Below are 14,961 nucleotides of genomic sequence, written 5' to 3'. Positions count from 1 at the left end.
CTCGGCACGCGGCAGCGGGACGTCGTCGGGCGTGACCAATGAAGACGACGTTCTCCTCTCCAAGGCCCAGAACAAGTCGGTCCGCTCACGGTCCTTCCGCCTGCTGGGGTCCCTCATCCGGCCCAACCGGCGCCAGTTCATCTGGACCATCTCCCTGGTGGTCGTGTCCCAGGCCGCCCGTGTGGCAGGCCCGGCGATCATCGCGTTCGGCATCGACAACGCGCTACCCGCCTTGCTCGACGGCGACCCCACTTACCTTGTCATGGCGGGGCTCACCTACTTGGTTGCTGCCGTCCTGACTGCCTTCCTGACCGCCGGGTACGTCCGCGCGACTGCCCTACTCAGCCAGGCGATGCTGTTGGACCTGCGGTTGCGCGTCTTCCGGCACACGCAGCGGCTGAGTCTGGAATTTCACGAAAAGTACACGTCGGGGCGGATAATTTCCCGGCAGACCTCCGATCTGGAGGCGCTGCGCGAACTGCTGGACTCAGGTGTGAGCTCTCTTGCCTCCGGCGTGATGTACATGCTGTTCACCGCCATCACGATTTTCATCCTGGACTGGCGGACCGGTCTGCTGATTCTGGTCGCTGCGGTGCCGATGTTCTTCCTGGCACGCTGGTACCAGAAGCACTCCCAGATTGCCTTCCGTGCCTCCCGGGTGGTCTCCGCTCGGCTGATCGTGCACTTCATCGAGACCATGACCGGGATCCGCGCCGTCAAGGCCTTCCGGCGCGAGGAAGTCAACGCAGCTAAATACGACGAACTGGCCGAGGACTACCGCAAGGTCACCGTCCGGTCTATTAACCTCAACGGCATCTTCCAGCCGGGGCTGGTGCTGATCGGCAACGTGACGGTGGCAGTGGTGTTGCTGGTTGGTGGCTTCCGGGTACTTGATGGCACCCTGGCGGTCGGTGCCCTGCTAGCCCTTCTGCTCTACAGCAAACGGTTCTTCCAGCCGGTGGACCAAATGGCCATGTTCTACAACTCGTTCCAGTCGGCGTCGGCCGCGTTGGAGAAGGTGTCGGGTCTCCTTGAGGAAGTGCCGACCGTCCGTCCGCCGAGGAACCCGGTGCCGCTGAAGGATCCCCGCGGGGAAATCAGGTTCGACGGCGTGGAGTTCCGGTACGGCGATGGTCCAGTCATCCTGCCCACCATGGACCTACGGATTCCGGCCGGTCAGACCATAGCGCTGGTGGGTCAGACCGGTGCGGGCAAGTCCACCCTCGCAAAGGTTATTGCCCGGTTCTATGACGTTTCGGCTGGCAGCATCACCCTGGACGGCATCGATATCAGGGAGGTGGACCCACGTGACCTGCGGCGCGCCGTCGTCATGGTGACTCAGGAGGCGTTCTTGTTCAGCGGCAGCGTGGCGGACAACATCGCCCTCGGCCGGCCGGAGGCCTCTCGCGAAGAGATCGAGGAAGCAGCCAGGTCTGTCGGTGCCGACGCCTTTATCCGGTCCCTCCCCGAGGGCTACGACACCGATGTGAACAAGCGAGGCGGCAGGGTGTCCTCGGGTCAACGGCAGCTGATCAGCTTCGCCCGTGCGTTCCTGGCGAACCCTGCGGTGCTGATCCTTGACGAGGCCACCTCATCGCTGGACATCCCCAGCGAGCGACTCGTTCAGGAGGGTCTGCAGAAGCTGCTCGGCAACCGGACCGCCCTGATCATCGCCCACCGCCTGTCCACAGTAGCTATCGCTGACCGGGTGCTGGTGGTCCACGACGGTGAGGTGGTTGAGGACGGCACCCCGGCCGAACTGATCGGCGGAGATGGTCGCTTCGCTACTCTCCACGCGGCCTGGCAGGAGACGCTGGTCTAGCTTTACATCCCCAGCTGCTCGGGTAGTCTTGGTGGGTTGCTCTGGCAGCCGCTTCCGGCAGTGGTGGAGCAGATTCGGGGTGTGGCGCAGCTTGGTAGCGCGCGTCGTTCGGGACGACGAGGTCGCAGGTTCAATTCCTGTCACCCCGACCAGTGGAAGACTCCCGACGCAATGTCCCACCGATCAGCCAGGATCGGTGGGGATGGCTAGATAATCCCACCGACCGACGCCGATCAGTGGACTGCGTGCGGCGGCGACCGAAAGAGGGGCCGCAAACCCGCGGTGTAGTGACCCTGCTCAGGGCGGGTCCCTCACCGGGCCTGCAGTTCGCGGTGCTTCAACCAGGAGCTGAACGGCGCCGAGGTCAGTCCATGCACCAGTACTGAGCCAGTGATGGCCAGCGCGGTGTAGACGAATATCTGGTGGTTGCCGGTGTGGCGCTCGACCATAGTCGCATAGAAGAGCGCCGAGACTCCGACGGGCGCGAACCAGCTCATGAACGCTGTCTCCGAACGGTCATGGATGTTTTTCAACAGGGGCCGCAGCGCCCACAGGGTGAGAATCCGACGAAGTAGTACGGCGGCGGTGATCGCCACGGGTGCGACCCACCCCATCCTTATCCACTCGTCAATCGGCAGCGCCAACCCCAGCAGAATGAAGACCGGCAGCAGAAACAACCGTGCTGTAGCGTCGTGAACCTTGTCCTCCTGTGCTTCCTCTCGCTGCGGAATAACTTGGCCGAAGACTGCCACTCCAACGAAGACCGCTAGGAGAGCGTCGGTACCGATGAGCTTGCCTGCCCCCAGCAGAAGCAGCGCCAGGGGCAGGATGAATCCGAGGTAGGAGCTCTCCTCCATCAGGCCTTTGGTGCGCACAAATTTGAAGAGCCTTCCCAGCAGGTATCCCGCCAGTGCTCCGACGACGGCGGCGCCCAATACCTCCCACAACAAGACCTTCGTCACCAGCTCATGCCAGGCCAGCCCCGGCTCGGTGATCAGCAGCAACGGGAGCATTACAAACAGGTAGGCCACCCCGTCGTTGATCCCACTTTCGGCCGAAAGATTGTGCCGAACCCGCTCGGAGACTCTCTGCTCGGCCAAGACCCCCGTGACGATCGGGGTGGTCACCACCGGGTCGGTCGGCGTAAGGATCGCCCCGAGGAGCAGAGCCACCAGGAACGGGAGGCCCAACCCCCACCACAACACCCCGGTTGCAACGATGAGCATCAGGACCATGCCCAGGCCAATAGCTATCCCAATCCAGCGCAAACTGTCGCGCCAGTATCCATGTGGCAGGCGCAGGGCTACCCCGGCGAGCCCAATCGCTAGGGTAATCCGGGTGGCCTCCTCCAACAGAATGCCGGTGGGCACGCCAAGTTCCTCCACCCGCAACAGACCCAGGGCGTGGGGGCCGATCAGTGTCCCGAACGCCAGGCACAACAGGGGCCCCGGCAGGCCAACTCTCTCGAGGACGGTAGAGAAGGCCGAGAACACAAGGAGCGCCCCGGCGAAGAGCGCCAACAGGAGATTAATATCCATCTAGACCTTCACTCTCCTTCCAAAGCACCAGGAAATCCCTTGACCGACCCCACAGTAGCCTTAGAACTTTCAGGCAAAGCGGGACAGGGCGAACCTGCACGACTAGGCGAACGGGCAGGATCAGGGCGAACCTGCACGACTAGGCGAACGGGCAGGATCAGGCGAACGTCAGGCCGGTCAACCGCTCGTATGCTTCGATGTACCGGGCGCGGGTCCTGTCGATGATCTGTCCCGGGAGTTCCGGCGGAGCGGTAACCCTGTCCCATCCGGAGGCGTCCGAGGTGAGCCAATCCCTCACAAACTGCTTGTCGAAGGACGGCTGAGCCTGCCCCGGCTCATACAGGGCGGCATCCCAGAAGCGGGACGAGTCGGGGGTCAACACTTCATCTCCCAGAGTGATTTGCCCGTCGGTCGACAGCCCAAACTCCACCTTCGTGTCGGCCAGGATAATTCCCCGCGAGCGGGCAACCTTCTCGGCCCGGCCATAGATGGCCAAGGTTAGCTGCCGCAGCTCCTCAGCCGCTGTCGCGCCAACCGTCGCAACGACTTCGTGATAGGCAATGTTCTCGTCGTGCTCCCCCACCGCAGCTTTGGCCGACGGCGTGAACAATGCCGGCTCAAGCCGCGACCCGTCCACCAGCCCGGCCGGCAGCGGAAGTGAGCATACGGTGCCCGACGCACGGTACTCCAGCAGCCCTGATCCGGTCAGGTAGCCGCGGGCTATGCATTCGACGGGGAACATTTCCAGTTTCCGGCAGATCATCGCCCGGCCGGCAACCTCGGCGGGCACATCGGTGGACAGCACATGGTGCGGTACCTCAGCGAGCTGCTCAAACCACCACAGGCTCAGCTGGGTCAATACTCTGCCCTTGTCTGGAATCTCGGAGGACAACACCCAGTCGTAAGCGCTGATCCGGTCACTCGCGACCACGAGCACCCGGTCATCAGGACCGGTCAGGGGACCATAGAGATCCCGCACCTTCCCCGAATAGACATGCTGCCAGCCAGGAACCTCGATGAACGACGGCGCAAATTCCACAGTTACGCGCCAGCGGGGGTGGTTGCCGATGCAGCGGAGAGGGCTGCCAAAGGCGACGGAGCCGACTGATCCACTGCAACCTCACCTTGCGAGGCCTTCAGCGCAATGTCGGTGCGGTATTGCCCGCCCTTGAGGTCCAGCTGAGCAATACCGCGGTACGCCTTTTCCCGCGCAGCAACCAGATCATCTCCCAGCCCGACGACGGCGAGTACCCGCCCGCCAGCTGACACGACTTTGCCGTGCTTCAGGGCAGTGCCGGCGTGGAGCACCTGGACGCCGTCGATTGCCTCGGCCTTCTTCAGGCCTCGCACTCGGTCCCCGGTGCGGGGCGAGTCCGGATAGTTCTCCGACGCCAGGACCACTGCCACCGCTGACTGCGGCGACCAGTTAAGACTCTCGACCCGGTCCAGCCCGCCCTTGGCACCAGCCATGAGGACTCCGCCGAGGGGGGTCTTCAACCGGGCCAGCACGGCCTGCGTCTCAGGGTCTCCGAAGCGGGCATTGAACTCGATGACACGGAGGCCGCGGGCGGTCAGTGCCAGGCCCACGTACAGGACTCCGACAAATGGGGTGCCACGGTGCGCCATCTCATCGATAGTGGGCTGGGCAATCCGCTCGATGACCTCGTCGACCAGCCCCGCGGGCGCCCAGTCCAGGGGCGAATAGGCACCCATACCGCCAGTGTTGGGGCCCTGGTCGCCGTCGTAAATGCGCTTGAAGTCCTGGACCGGTGCGAGGGGAAGAACAGTGCGGCCGTCCGAGAGGACAAAGAGGGACACCTCTGGGCCGTCCAGGAACTCCTCGATGACTACAGTGCCGCCAGCGTCAAAGCAGGCTTGAGCGTGGTCGAGGGCCTCGGCGCGGTCGGCGGTGACAACTACTCCCTTGCCTGCAGCGAGCCCATCGTCCTTCACCACATAGGGAACGCCGAAGATGTCCAACGCCTCGGCGGCCTGCTCGGCGGTCGAGGCGACCCGCGCCATGCCGGTAGGAACGTTGGCAGCCGCCATGATCTGTTTGGCGAAGGCCTTGGATGCCTCCAGCTGCGCCGCTTCCTGGGACGGACCGAACACCGGGATCCCCGCCGCCCGCAGTGCGTCGGCTACCCCTGCGGCGAGTGGCGCTTCCGGGCCGATCACCACGAGGTCCGAGCCCAGCGACTGGGCCAGCGCGGTCACCGCGGCTGGGTCTGCGGCGTCGACGGCGTGGGTGGGCACGATGCCACTGATACCGGCGTTGCCGGGTGCGGCCTGCACCTCGTGCACGAACGGGTCGCTGAGCAGTGCTTGGACAATGGCGTGTTCGCGGCCGCCGGGGCCTATCACTAGAACCTTCACAGTAATTCAGCGTACTGGCTCCGACTAGTCCTCGCGAAGCTATGACGGGCTAATCGGCCCTATGACAACCCATACTCACTGCAGGCCACTCCGAATAAGGTGCATGAAAGCTTTACTACGCCTCGGGCGCAAAGGATCCACTCTGGCAGCACTGGCCGGAATAGTCGCCGCGGGTCTGGTGCTGGGCGTGGCAGAGCTGTTGGGCGCTTTCCTCACCGCCCGCGCCGCCCCGTTGATCGCCCTCGGCTCCACCTTCATCGACTTCACCCCACCATGGCTGCAGGACTTTGCGATCGCCACGTTCGGCACCAATGACAAGGTGGCGCTCTTCGTTGGCATGGGCGTCACTATCGTCATCCTCGCCGCCATTCTGGGCATCGTCGCGTACCGCAAATGGGTGCTGGGCGTTGCGGGTGTGGTGCTGATGGGTGCTGTCATCGTCGCGGCAGTGATCTCCCGTGCCGGGGCTACCCTGCTGGACGCTGTGCCGACAGTGATCGGAACCGCCGTCGGACTTCTCGCCCTGCGCTACCTCATCCGGTCATTGCATGCGTCGCACGACGCCGGCGCCCAGGAGACAGCAAGGGAAACTACCGGTACCAGCCGCCGCACCTTCTTCGTCGCCGCGGGCATCACCGCAATTGTTGCCGGCGCCGCGGCTGCTGGCGGCCGTGCCATCGCTGGGGCCCGCAACACAGTGAACATGGCCCGCGAGGCCCTCACCTTCCCCACCCCTGCCAGCGCGGCGCCAGCAGTGCCCTCCGGTGTCGAAGTGGACGTTGAAGGAGTAGTCCCCTGGGTCACCCCTAACCCTGACTTCTACCGCATCGACACCGCCCTGAGCGTGCCCCAGATCGACCTGGAGAGCTGGGAACTGCGGGTTCATGGGATGGTCGAAGAAGAATTCACCATCACGTTCCAGGACCTGCTCGACGCTGAGTTGATCGAGCGTCACATCACCCTGACGTGCGTGTCAAACCCAGTGGGCGGAAATCTGGCTGGCAACGCCAAGTGGCTCGGCTACCCGATCCGCGAACTGCTGGCCCGTGCCAAGCCAACCGGGGACGCGGACATGGTGCTCTCCACCAGCACCGACGGCTTCAGCGCCTCCACCCCCCTGCCAATCCTGCAGGATGACCGCGACGCGATGCTCGCCATCTCCATGAACGGTGAGGCGCTGCCCCTGGAACACGGCTACCCTGTCCGCATGGTGGTCCCCGGCCTGTACGGCTACGTGTCAGCCACCAAGTGGGTGGTTGACCTCGAGGTCACCCGGTTTGCTGACAAGACCGCCTACTGGACCGACCGAGGATGGGCCGAGAAGGGCCCCATCAAGACCATGGCCCGCGTCGAAGTGCCACGGTCCTTCGGTCAGGTTCCAGCCGGCGCCTTCACCATCGGCGGATCCGCCTGGGCCCAGCACCGTGGCATCACCAAGGTAGAGGTCCAGGTTGACGGTGGCGAGTGGGAGGAAGCCACCCTCGCGGCCGAAGCATCGGTGGACACGTGGCGCCAGTGGTCCCACGAGATCAACGTCGACGCCGGCTCGCATACCGTCCGCGCCCGCGCCTACGACCCAGACGGCGCTCAGACCGAGGACCGCGCCGACACGGTGCCCGACGGCGCCTCCGGCTGGCAGTCGGTGCAATTCACCGCAAACTAGCCCCTCCCAATCTTGTGCCCACTGGATGACCGTTCTCTCCGGTGGGCACAAGCTCCATCACCGCATCGGCCGATAGGCGATACTTGTCTCATGCCTCAGACCTTCTCCTCTTCCGATGCCGTCGATCTCGCCGTCCTGGAACGCAACGGCTTCATCGAATCGCGCCACCTCGGCTCAGCAGTCATCCTCGCTGCTGACGGCACCGTGGTCACCGAACTCGGCGACATCAACGCCCCCGTGTTCCCGCGCTCCACGCTCAAACCTTTTCAGGCGCTCGCGGCCATGCAGTCAGGGGTACCGTTGCGCGGCCCGCAGGTGGCCCTGGCGGCCGCCAGCCATGTGGGATCACACGAGCACATGGATGTGGTCCGCACCATGCTCAGCGCGGCGGGGGTCTCCGAAGAGCACCTCCAGTGCCCGGCCGACTGGCCCCAGGACGAGGAAGCCCGCAACTGGCTGATCCGCAACGAAAAGGGCAAGCAGCGCATCGCCTTCAACTGCTCCGGCAAACACGCCGCCTTCCTCTGGGCATGCACCGAAAACAACTGGGACCACTCCACCTACCTCGACCCTTCCCACCCGCTGCAGCAACGCATTGCCACGGTCATCGAGGAGTACACCGAAGAAAAGGTTGCGCACTGGGGAGTTGACGGTTGCGGCGCTCCCCTGGCCGCCGTCTCGCTCAAGGGGCTGGCCCGCGGGATCGGCAAGTTCTCCCGTGCACCATCCGACAAGAACGCCGACGCCCGAGCCGCAACCATCGCCACAGCGATGCTCGACTATCCCTGGGCGGTCCACGGCCGTGGCCGGGAGAACTCTGTGGTGATGGAGGATCTGGGCATCTTCTCCAAGAACGGCGCCGAGGGCGTTCTGGTCATGGGGACCGATACCGGAGTGTCATTGGCCCTCAAAATTCTTGACGGTAACATCCGCGCCACCACCCTGGTGGGCCTGACGCTTCTGGCGGCGGCCGGCGCCGTCGACGTCGACAAGGTGGGCGCTGTCCTGGAAAAGGTAGTGCCACCGGTCCTGGGCGGCAACGAACCGGTGGGCCAGCTCCGGCTCGCACCACCGGTCCTGGCCCTGATGGAGTAGTGGCTATGGCACGACGACGCATCCTGGCTCCTGTAGGCAGGACGGCCCTCGACGCGGTGCAGTCCGGTTCTGCGGCACGGCCCGAGACGGCCACCGCCGTGCGGTACGCACTGGAGGAACTCGCCGAACAAGCTCCCGGCAACAGCGTGGAAGTGCGGGTACCCCCGTTTGGCGTAGCCCAGTGCATCGCCGGGCCGCGCCACACCCGCGGCACCCCGCCGAACGTGGTGGAAACTGACGCCGCCACCTGGCTGGCTTTGGTGACGGGGACGCTTGACTGGTCCGACGCCGTCAGCGCGGGCAAGGTAGCAGCGTCCGGCCAGCGGGCCGACCTGAGCGACTGGCTTCCGCTGTTCGCGACCGATACCCGAACCACCCCATGACCGCCCACCACCTCACCCACCGAACGTCCTTCCTCACCGACGGGCTGCGATCCTCGGCGTCGGCCGTCCGTCGACAACCCCCTGCGGCGCTGATCACGGCTCTCGCCGTGACAGTTCTCTATACGGTCTACTCGGTGGCCCAGTGGAACCGGATGGACACCCCCTCCTGGGACCTCGGCATCTTCACCCAGCTGGCCAAGGCCTATGCCGGATTCGATGCGCCGATTGTGCCGATCAAGGGCGATGGCTTCAACCTGCTCGGCGACCACTTCCACCCGCTGCTGGTGCTGTTGGGCCCCGCCTACGCGGTCTTTCCGTCGGGGCTGACACTGTTGGTTTTCCAGAACATCCTCATCGGACTATCGGTCCTGGTGATCGCGCGGGTGGGCATCCGGCGGCTCGGCGCGGTAACCGGTACCTGCATCGGCGCAGCTTACGGGCTCTCGTGGGGCCTTCAGACGGCAGTCGCGGCACAGTTCCACGAAATTGCCTTCGCTATACTGTTGCTGGCGCTGGCTCTTGAGGCAATGATCAACGGGCGGCTGCGAGCCGCCGTTGTCTGGGCGGGGCTGCTGGTCTTCGTGAAAGAGGACCTGGGGCTGACAGTCGCAGCGATCGGACTGCTCATTGCCTGGCGCTACCGGGACCGGATCGGCCTGTGGCTGGCCGTCTGGGGCGTTGGCTGGCTGGCGCTCTCCGTGGCAGTGATACTGCCCCTGCTCAATACCGGTGGACAGTACGACTACTCGGACCGGATCGACGTCCGGGGAATGCTCGCCGACCCGATCGGGTCGATGATCGCCATCGTCTCTGCCGGAGCCAAATACGAAACGGTGTGGCTGCTCCTGCTGGCCGGAGGCTTCCTGTTCTTGAGGTCGCCACTAACGCTCATTATGGTGCCCACGCTCGCCTGGCGTTTCGTCTCAGGCAACGACGTGTATTGGGGACCCGAATGGCATTACAGTGCCGTGCTGATGCCCGTCCTGTTTGCAGCGCTGATCGACGCCATCGAAACATCGCGAGGTTCACAGCGGCGCTGGCTGCGGTCAGCCGACGCAGCTGTGGTGCCCGCGGTGACAGTCGTCGCCCTGGTGCTGCTCCCAACGCAACCCCTGGGTGAGATTGCCGACCCGGAGACCTTTACCCAGTCCGAGCGGTGGGAAACAGCTCACCGGCTGATGGCCCAGATCCCCGAGGGCAGCAGCGTGGAAAGCGGGGTGGTTCTGATGCCATACCTGGTGCCGGACTCTGAGGTGTTCTGGCTGGGCAACGAGAATCCGCCACCTGAGTATTTGATCGTCGACAACCAGGACTGGAGCTGGGGCCCCGCCCACCCGGAGAACGCTGTGGTGCATGCTGAGGAGACCTACCCTGGATCCTCCTACGAACTCATCTTCCAGGAGGACGGGTATCAACTGGTCCGGAGGATCGGCTAAACGCCGGTAGCCTTAACCTATGAGTTCAGAGCAGCACCCACCCCGTGACGGGGACGAAGATGCAACACCCGGCACCGTGCCGACAGGTGCCAACGCCGGCGAGAGCCCGGCACGCCGGGAAGTGATTGTGCGCCGTGCGCCGCGATTCGCACCATTCATGGGACTCGGCGTGCTGGTGGGAGTCATTGTGGCAGCGATCGTGGCTTACGCCGGGCCCGGAGACGCCACCCTGACCCGCGAATCCATCTTCGGTTTCTTCATCATGGTGTTCGCGATCCCCGGCCTGCTGCTCGGCGCCCTGCTGGTTCTGGTGCTGGACCGGATCAGCGTCCGCCGCTCCAAGCGCGCGGTGGCCCAGCGAACCTACGACGACGACTCACACTCCGACTGACCGGTGGACGCACCGGGGCGAACGCGTGAGAGAATGATGCAATGGCTCGCGGTGACGGAAATCTTTCCCATGACCTTCTTCCAGGCGAGAAGGGACCCCAGGATGCCTGCGGTGTATTCGGTGTGTGGGCTCCAGGCGAGGAGGTTGCCAAGCTCGCCTACTACGGTTTGTACGCCCTCCAGCACCGGGGTCAGGAATCTGCTGGCATCGCCACCAGCAACGGCGAGCGGATCAGCGTCTACAAAGACATGGGCTTGGTGTCACAGGTTTTCGACGAAACCACTCTCAACACCCTTGAGGGTCATATAGCGGTTGGGCACTGTCGCTACTCGACCACCGGCTCCTCCAATTGGGCCAACGCCCAGCCCACCCTGGGCGCCACCGCCGTCGGCACCGTTGCCCTGGCGCACAACGGCAACCTCACCAATTCGGCAGATCTCTACCAGCTGGTCCTCGCCCGGCATGGGAAGCCCCGCAGCGGTGAAATGGCCCAGGGCAACACCTCAGACACTGCGCTGGTGACCACCCTCCTGGCGGGCGACGACGGCCGGTCCCTCGAAGAGACAGCCCTCGGTCTGCTCCCGAAGATCAACGGCGCCTTCTGCTTCGTCTTCATGGATGAGGGCACCCTCTACGCGGCACGTGACCCACATGGCGTCCGTCCGCTGGTCCTCGGCCGCCTGGAACGGGGTTGGGTTGTTGCTTCCGAGCAGGCAGCACTCGCCACGGTCGGCGCCAGTTTCATCAGGGAAATTGAGCCCGGCGAATTCATCGCCATCGACGAGGCCGGCGTCCGGACCCGGCAATTCGCCAAGCCCACCAAAGCTGGCTGCGTCTTCGAGTACGTCTATCTGGCCCGGCCGGACGCAGCCATCGCCGGCCGCTCGGTCTACGAGGCCCGGGTGGAAATGGGCCGACAGTTGGCCCGCGAGAACTCTGCCGAGGCCGACGTCGTCATCCCGGTCCCCGAATCCGGGACCCCTGCCGCAGTGGGATTTGCTGAACAGTCGGGCATCCCGTTCGCTCACGGATTCGTAAAGAATTCCTATGTGGGCCGCACGTTCATCCAGCCGAGCCAGACTCTCCGCCAGCTCGGCATCCGCCTGAAGCTCAACGCGCTGGAGTCGGTCATCCGGGGCAAGCGGATCATCGTGGTTGATGATTCGATTGTGCGCGGCAACACGCAACGCGCAGTGGTACGGATGCTCCGCGAAGCCGGTGCCGCCTCAGTGCACGTGAAGATCTCCTCCCCACCGGTCCGCTGGCCGTGTTTCTACGGCATCGACTTCGCGTCCCGCGCCGAGCTCATCGCCAACGGCGCGGCAGTGGAGCAGATCAGCAACTCGGTTGGTGCTGACAGCCTCGCCTACATTTCCGAAGACGGAATGATCGCTGCCACCGAGCAGCCCCGCGAGCGGCTCTGCACCGCCTGCTTCACCGGCGACTACCCGATTGCGCTTCCGGCTGAGGAACGCCGGGGGAAGAACCTGCTTGAGCGGCGTGACCCCGCCGACGATCCTGGCTCCAACGGCTGCGATCCCGGCCCCGATAGCGACCTTGAAGCAGTGCTGACCGACGAAGACAAGAAAGAACGGGTATGAGCACCAATTCCCCCATCACCTATGCCAGCGCCGGGGTTGACGTCGAGGCGGGTGACCGCGCCGTCGAATTGATGAAGGACGCGGTGCGGGCCACCCACGGCCCGCAGGTCATTGGTGGGGTTGGGGGTTTCGCGGGACTCTACGACGCCTCCCGGCTGCTGACCTATCGCAAGCCGCTGCTCGCGACGTCGACAGACGGCGTCGGCACCAAAGTTGCCATTGCGCAGGCCATGGACATCCACGACACCATCGGGTTTGACCTGGTGGGAATGGTGGTGGACGACATCGTGGTGGTCGGCGCGGAGCCGCTCTTCATGACCGATTACATCGCGTGCGGCAAGGTTGTGCCGGAACGCATTGCCGATATTGTCCGGGGCATCGCCGCAGCCTGCTCAGTGGCAGGCGCCGCCCTCGTGGGTGGCGAAACCGCCGAGCACCCTGGCCTCCTGGGGGAGCACGAGTACGACGTCGCTGGCGCAGCTACCGGCGTGGTCGAAGCCGACTCGCTGCTCGGCCCTGACCGGGTGCGTGTGGGAGACGTAGTCATCGGGATGGCGTCGTCGGGGCTGCACTCCAACGGGTATTCCCTGGTGCGACGGATCATCAACCAGGCCGGCTGGGCACTGGACCGCCAGGTCAGCGAGTTGGGGCGCACCCTCGGCGAAGAACTCCTCGAGCCGACCCGCGTCTACGCCGCCGATTGCCTGGACCTGGCACGTTTCCTGCCCGTCGCCAACGATGCCGGCGTCCACGGCTTCAGCCATGTCACTGGAGGCGGTCTCGCAGCGAATCTGGCCCGCGTGCTCCCGCACGGACTGGAAGCGACGGTTGACCGCTCCACCTGGGAGCTGCCCGCCATCTTCAAACTGGTCGCAGAACTCGGAGCTGTGCCGCTGCCTGATCTGGAACGCACCCTTAACCTCGGTGTGGGAATGGTAGCTGTCGTGTCGGCGCCAGCTGCCGACGCCGCTGTCGCGCGGCTGACCGAGCGCGGCGTTCCCGCGTGGGTGATGGGACAGGTCGCAGCAGCCTCCGGCGAGTCCACTGCAGGGCCTGACTACGTGCAGGGAGCCAAGGGTGTCGACGGCGGGTCGGTACGCCTTGAGGGCCACTACGCGTAGGCTTTCAGCCCCCGCGAGGGCACAAAAAAGTGGGGTAGCCGCAGGTTAGTCGTTGCGCAACGGCTCACTTGCGGGTACCCCACTTTTTTGGTGCTGCGGGCGATGAATCAACCAGTGCGGCGCGATCCCCCGTCGCCCTCATCGTCGTCTGCCACATCTGCGTACTTGTCAGCGTAATCCGAATAGTCCGGTTCAACCGGCTCCATCGGGTCCGCTGATCGTTTGGAGGCTCGCTCTCCCGGGCCTGTGAGCTCTCGCTGCAGTGCCGTGTAATCAGTAGCGGGGCTGAAATACTTCATGTCCCGAGCCTGCTTGGTAGCTTTTGCCTTTTGACGGCCGCGCCCCATGGCGTGACCCCCTTTGTGCGTCGATCCGGAGGTGGTCACTGGGGCCCTATCGGCCCAAGGCTGCAGCGAGGCCCCGGAGTATTTGGTCAGTTTGTCGTCTCTATAGATTACATGCTTTCCCGGCCTCCGCGTGCGCCCTCCCGGCCACCCATAAATCGTCAACCTTCGTCAGGAGGCTTAGTTTTGCCTGCTCCTGCGTGCCGCAGGCAAAACTTGGCTAAAGTCGTATCGGAAGAGCCTGCATTTTTGGCCGCACGCACGAGAACGTAGAAGGCAGGGCCGAACACCATGAGCGATCAGGAGCACACCACGGGGGGCTCTGAGTCCGATCCGGAAAAGGACGGCGCCGAAGTGCCGCAGCCCGAACAGTTCCACGTTGCTGAGCCTCAGCTGATCGACCCCGATACCGTGCAGCTCAGCGACGCTGAGGTTTCCCCCGAGACGATAGGGCCGGAACTGTCAGTCTCCGCCGACGATGTCCAGTTGGTTGAGCCGTCCCTCAACCCGGCGCAGATCAGCGAGGAGACGGCGCGGGCAGCGTCGCTTGAGGAGACCGCTGCCGAGGCCCGCCGGGTCGAGCAGGAAGCACTTGACGCGGGCCAGTTGGTCGCTGGGACTGTCGCAGCAGCGGATCCGACGTCGAAGGCGACGCCGGTGGGAACCGCCCCCGCCGGCGGTGCTGCTGGCGACACGGGTCTGACTGAGGACACGGCTGAGCCTCACGCCTCTGGCGCTTCTGACGCCGGCCACGTGCCTGACGCTGACAGCGACGGCTCCCCTGAAGCCGAGGACTTCATCCCAGACAACACCGACGCCGGCCGAGCCCTGCCGAACTTCGCCGCTGACGCTGCAGCACCCCAATGGACTGCAGCAGTCACTGACGAGCTGCGGTGGGAGCGCCTCTTTGTCGCCGCTGACCCCGAATCTGATTCGCTGACGTCCAACCCTGTATCGGCTACCTCAGCAGCCGATGCCACCGATGCTACTGCTACTGCTACTGCAGCTGCTACTGCAGCGCATCATGACGACACCGTGGGTGAAATGGGCGGCGCCAGCGCGCCGACCATAGATCCGGCAAGCCTGCCCATCGGTATGTCCGCTCCACCCGCGGCGAGCCCCGATGGGCCCCCGGGCCAGCCCGGTGACTCCGGCCGGGCCGGCGGTTATCCGGAAGTGCCGGCCGAGCAG

The 14,961-nt window shown here is 64.8% G+C and carries 13 protein-coding genes and 1 tRNA gene; 10 read left to right on the top strand and 4 right to left on the bottom strand.

The features are described from left to right. Positions 1–31 precede the first annotated feature (31 nt). Together Y703_RS0111590 and Y703_RS0111585 are read left to right on the top strand one after the other, a co-directional pair. On the top strand, positions 32–1,822 hold the full coding sequence (locus Y703_RS0111590) for an ABC transporter ATP-binding protein (protein ID WP_026552825.1): 1,791 nt from the start codon (positions 32–34) through the stop codon (positions 1,820–1,822). 75 nt (positions 1,823–1,897) lie between these two features. Then, positions 1,898–1,974: transfer RNA gene (locus tag Y703_RS0111585), tRNA-Pro, on the top strand. Positions 1,975–2,133: 159 nt separating this feature from the next. Here Y703_RS0111585 and Y703_RS0111580 read toward each other — a convergent pair. The 3 genes from Y703_RS0111580 to purD form a co-directional block, all read right to left on the bottom strand. Continuing rightward, on the bottom strand, positions 2,134–3,360 hold the full coding sequence (locus Y703_RS0111580) for a cation:proton antiporter (protein ID WP_026552824.1): 1,227 nt from the start codon (positions 3,358–3,360) through the stop codon (positions 2,134–2,136). A gap of 157 nt (positions 3,361–3,517) precedes the next feature. Further along, positions 3,518–4,399: a phosphoribosylaminoimidazolesuccinocarboxamide synthase gene (locus Y703_RS0111575; protein WP_026552823.1), complete on the bottom strand. Its 882-nt coding sequence runs from the start codon at positions 4,397–4,399 to the stop codon at positions 3,518–3,520. Between the two features lie 2 nt (positions 4,400–4,401). Further along, positions 4,402–5,736, bottom strand: a complete 1,335-nt coding sequence (gene purD / locus Y703_RS19560) for a phosphoribosylamine--glycine ligase (protein WP_035764809.1) — start codon at positions 5,734–5,736, stop codon at positions 4,402–4,404. A 103-nt stretch (positions 5,737–5,839) separates the two neighbouring features. Here purD and Y703_RS0111565 point away from each other — a divergent pair, with 103 nt between their 5' ends. The 7 genes from Y703_RS0111565 (at position 5,840) to purM (ending at position 13,426) form a co-directional block, all read left to right on the top strand. Next, the gene (locus Y703_RS0111565; RefSeq protein WP_035764806.1) at positions 5,840–7,399 is read left to right on the top strand and encodes a molybdopterin-dependent oxidoreductase; all 1,560 of its coding nucleotides are present in this window, start codon (positions 5,840–5,842) and stop codon (positions 7,397–7,399) included. Between the two features lie 90 nt (positions 7,400–7,489). After that, complete coding sequence (locus Y703_RS0111560; protein ID WP_026552821.1) at positions 7,490–8,494, top strand: asparaginase; 1,005 nt, start codon at positions 7,490–7,492, stop codon at positions 8,492–8,494. Beyond that, a complete protein-coding gene (locus Y703_RS0111555; protein ID WP_035764803.1) occupies positions 8,494–8,877 on the top strand; it encodes a sterol carrier family protein in 384 nt (127 codons plus the stop codon). Before Y703_RS0111560 ends, Y703_RS0111555 begins: the two co-directional genes overlap by 1 nt. Then, a complete protein-coding gene (locus tag Y703_RS19555) occupies positions 8,874–10,313 on the top strand; it encodes a DUF2079 domain-containing protein (protein ID WP_051427537.1) in 1,440 nt (479 codons plus the stop codon). The genes Y703_RS0111555 and Y703_RS19555 overlap by 4 nt, the downstream gene beginning before the upstream one ends. 19 nt (positions 10,314–10,332) lie before the next feature. Continuing rightward, positions 10,333–10,704, top strand: a complete 372-nt coding sequence (locus Y703_RS0111545) for a hypothetical protein (RefSeq protein ID WP_026552819.1) — start codon at positions 10,333–10,335, stop codon at positions 10,702–10,704. Positions 10,705–10,745: 41 nt separating this feature from the next. Continuing rightward, positions 10,746–12,305, top strand: a complete 1,560-nt coding sequence (gene purF, locus Y703_RS0111540) for an amidophosphoribosyltransferase (RefSeq protein WP_026552818.1) — start codon at positions 10,746–10,748, stop codon at positions 12,303–12,305. After that, complete coding sequence (gene purM, locus Y703_RS0111535; RefSeq protein ID WP_026552817.1) at positions 12,302–13,426, top strand: phosphoribosylformylglycinamidine cyclo-ligase; 1,125 nt, start codon at positions 12,302–12,304, stop codon at positions 13,424–13,426. The genes purF and purM overlap by 4 nt, the downstream gene beginning before the upstream one ends. Positions 13,427–13,533: 107 nt before the next feature. Here the strand turns inward: purM and Y703_RS0111530 are convergent, their stop codons facing one another. Then, the gene (locus Y703_RS0111530; protein WP_026552816.1) at positions 13,534–13,773 is read right to left on the bottom strand and encodes a DUF3073 domain-containing protein; all 240 of its coding nucleotides are present in this window, start codon (positions 13,771–13,773) and stop codon (positions 13,534–13,536) included. Positions 13,774–14,061: 288 nt separating this feature from the next. Between Y703_RS0111530 and Y703_RS22415 the strand changes: the two genes are divergently transcribed. After that, positions 14,062–14,961, top strand: a 900-nt coding sequence (locus Y703_RS22415; RefSeq protein ID WP_026552815.1) for a hypothetical protein, incomplete at its 3' end; no start/stop codon positions are given.

This window comes from Arthrobacter sp. H20, assembly GCF_000520515.1.
Classification (GTDB): Bacteria; Actinomycetota; Actinomycetes; order Actinomycetales; family Micrococcaceae; genus Arthrobacter_D.
Note: the sequence above shows the minus strand (reverse complement) of the source record. Positions and strands in the feature narration are given on the sequence as shown.